The organism is bacterium, from assembly GCA_024228115.1.
Classification (GTDB): Bacteria; Myxococcota_A; UBA9160; order UBA9160; family UBA6930.
In genome coordinates, this window is sequence record JAAETT010000667.1 from 1 (window position 1) to 3,537 (window position 3,537).

Here is a 3,537-nt window from a genome sequence, read left to right on the forward strand (position 1 = left end):
AAAAACTATGGTTTCAGGCCGTGAAAATATGGACGAAAGCACAGAGGCTTTAGGTTCTATGTACAGCGAAGCTTTTGGCTCTTGGTTTAGCACACCTGATACGCCTGTATTTATGGCGGCAGAGTTCGCAGCATTAACAGAGGCTAACCTGTCTAAGTCAGGCTTTGACATTGACGTTGCAAGAAAGATGGCGTTTAACACTGTTAAAGGTAAGTACGCACCAACTACAATAAATGGTAGCAAGCAAGTATTGCCTTATATGCCTCAACAACCTGACCAATTAGTCAGAAAGCAAATAGTAAAGCAGTTGGGCAAAGATGTTATTATTCAATCTGACCAATTAACAGAAAATCAATATCAGTTAGGTAATGAACTTTCATACATGGCCTATAAAGATTTAGGTGATGGAAATATTGAAATACTAGATAGGTTTGAATATGATCCTAAAGCGATACAGGAAGCACAAGCTAAAGAGCAAGAACTGGCGCAGAAGAAGGCTATTGATGATGCAATTAAAGAGCGCGAAGCAATAGAAGCTGAAAAGCTACGCAAAAAAGAGCGAAAAGAAAAGGCCGTATCTATGCAAAAAAGCTATGCTAGCAAAGTGAAAGCACAAAAAGAAAAGCCTTTATCACAAAGCTTTAAAGAGGCTGTTGGATTATGAAGCTATTTGTAGGCGACCAAAAGACAGAATCAAATATTCAGAACCCTGAAGATGTTACTGTACTTAACCCTAGCGAAACTGTATCAACACCTAACTACACTCGCACATACTTACAAGACCAAACAGAATGGGCTACACAAGAAAAAGCGAATTATGACAAGTACAATAAGCGTAATGAAGAAATAGCAGATTTAGAGCCTAGCACTCTTGAGGTATGGTCGGCAGCTTTTGAGGAAACTAATAGTTTATCTGCTTGGGTTGCTTCTACTGCTATGCCTAACGTGCCTGATGTTGAGGGGTATTCGCCATTCGTAAAGAGTGCAGAAGGTAAATCTGACATAGATGGATATGAAAAATATGCCGATTCCTTTAGTGATTCTTTTAACCCGCAAACTACAGCCGCGATCAAAGCTAACATTAATAGAGAGATTAGAAACCAAAACACTCTTGCTAATGGTGGCGCTCTTGGTGTTGCTGCTAGTGTTGCCGCTGGTGTTGCTGACCCTATAAACTTAGCAATGATGATGTTACCTGGTTACGGTCAGGCTAATATGTGGAAAGTTGCCGGTCAATCCATGGCTGTTGGTGCTGTCGCATCAAGCGCTCAAGAAATAGCTTTACACTCTACACAAGAAACACGAACGCTAGATGAATCAATGTTTAATATTGGCGTTGGCGCTATTGCCGATGGTTTATTAGGTGCAGGCATTGCTAAGTTAACAGGCTCAGAAAAAGAAGTTGTTACCAACGCGATAAGCAAACACTTGAAAGGTGATGAGCCACGTAGTGTTGGTGCTGCCGAAGTTGCTAGTTATGGTGGAGCGAAAGGCGAAAAGGTAAAAGAGACAATTAACCCTTTCACTAAGTTAGCATTATTCTCAACTAAAGCCTCTCCTATCGGGCGTACGCTACAAAGTGAAAACCCTATTGTTCGTGGTACTGCTCAAGATATGGTTGATCACCAATTTAGATTACAAGATGATGCTGTTAACGCTACCTCAGTAGAAAGCTTAATTAACCTTGATTACGCTAAATATGGAATTAGCGAGCAAAGCGTTGCTAGTTTGGAATCTCAGTTCGTTAAAGCTGGCGGCACTGTTGACGACTTTAATTTTCAATTAGCTGACGCAATGCGTAACGGTGACATATCCGAAAACGCATTAGTGCAGCAAGCAGCTAAAGAGCTTCGTGTTCATATCGATGACACATGGAACCGAGCAGCTAAAGCAGAAGTTGAAGGCACTTTTACGCTAAACAAAGACGGCGACCCTGAGCCAATAAAGACAACAACCGCAGCTAGTTACATGACTAGGCGCAAAGATATTAATGCTATTAGAAATAATCCAGCAGGATATCAGCAAGCATGGATTGATGGATTAAAAGAACGCGCCGTTAGATATGAAGCCGAAGCAGCAGCAGAAGGCTTGCCAGTACCACCAGCAAAAACTGATGCAGAGTGGCAAGAAATAGCGCGAGAGATTTACAACCGCGACATCAATTTGACTATGGGTGATGTTAATTTTAATACACCTAATTCAAAGATACCTACACAAACAAAGCAGCGCGTAGACATTCGTGACGAATACCTAAATGACTTTCTAGTAAAAGATTGGCGTGCATTGATGGACGGCTATATGCGCTCAATGTCTCCAAAGGCGCGTATGTCTGAAAAGTTCGGTACATATAAGCTTGATGAATTAGAGGCTAGGCTATTAGATAAAACTAAAGTCGAATCTGAAAAAGCAACCAAGGCCATTAAAGAAGGCGCTGACCCTGTAAAAGCTCAAAAGGAATTAAGAAAAGCCGAAAACAAAATGGCGGCAGACGTTAGAGATTTGCGCGTAATGGCTCAAAGGCTCATGAATGAGTTTCAGCCACCTAGCGCTAAAACACCACTGGAAAGAAATTTAATATCAGTATTGCGAAGCACAAGAGCGTTTAACGTTGCATCTATGCTTGGTAACGTATTGGTATCATCTATCCCTGACGTGTCTCGACAAATGGCTTACGGTATGGGTAACAAGTACATCAAAGCACTGGCTAAAAACTTTAATGCTAAATCTATTAAGTTGAGCGGAATATCTAAAGACCAAATGAGCGCATTATCTCAAGCGGTAGAGAAAACGCAGTCAGTAAGAATTAAAGAGATCACTCAAGTAGACGATCAATTTACAGCAACACCGATGGATAAATACGCCTCAGTCATTGCAACAAAGTCTTTACAATTAACAGGCTTTCAGCACTGGAATAGCTTCGGAAAAGGAATAGCTGGTAGCTTATACGGTGACAGGGTAGCAAATGCATTAATAAAAGGTACGGACACCAAAAAGCTAAATCAATTAGGCTTTGACGATCAAATGATTGGAGAGATGGCAAAGCAAGCCAAGAAGCATTCAACGCAAACGGGCGGCTTGTATGATTTAAATCTAGATTTATGGGATATTGATGTTCACATAAAAGAGGCAGTTGAAGCGGCAGCGATTAAAGAAAGTAATTTTCTTGTCACTACGCCAGGCGCAGGCGATTTACCTATAATGTTTGATGGCGAGCTTGCTAAAACCGTATTCCAGTTTCAGTCTTTCGCCATGGCTGCAACGAATAGAATAATGCTTCCTTTACTGCAAGAAGGCTCTGTACGCTCTACAATGGAGATGGTTACTCATATGATGCTAGGTTATGCAGCTTACGAGCTTAAATCAGCGTCGATGGATAGAGACACAAGCAAGGACACCGTAAAAGATAAAACATGGAACGCTATCAACCATACTGGATTACTTGGTTATCTTGGTGAAGTCTACCGCAGACAATACGCTTTTACGGGTATTGATCCAACTGGTATAATGGACAAGGATAGAAAGTTTGTTTCAAGGGGT

The 3,537-nt window shown here is 41.2% G+C and carries 2 protein-coding genes; both read left to right on the forward strand.

Going from position 1 to position 3,537, the window contains the following annotated elements:
• Nucleotides 1-664 (forward strand): hypothetical protein (locus tag GY937_27655; GenBank protein ID MCP5060491.1); only part of this gene is annotated, 664 nt, incomplete at its 5' end.
• A partial coding sequence (locus GY937_27660) for a hypothetical protein (GenBank protein MCP5060492.1) occupies nt 661-3,537 on the forward strand: 2,877 nt, incomplete at its 3' end. The genes GY937_27655 and GY937_27660, both read left to right, overlap by 4 nt.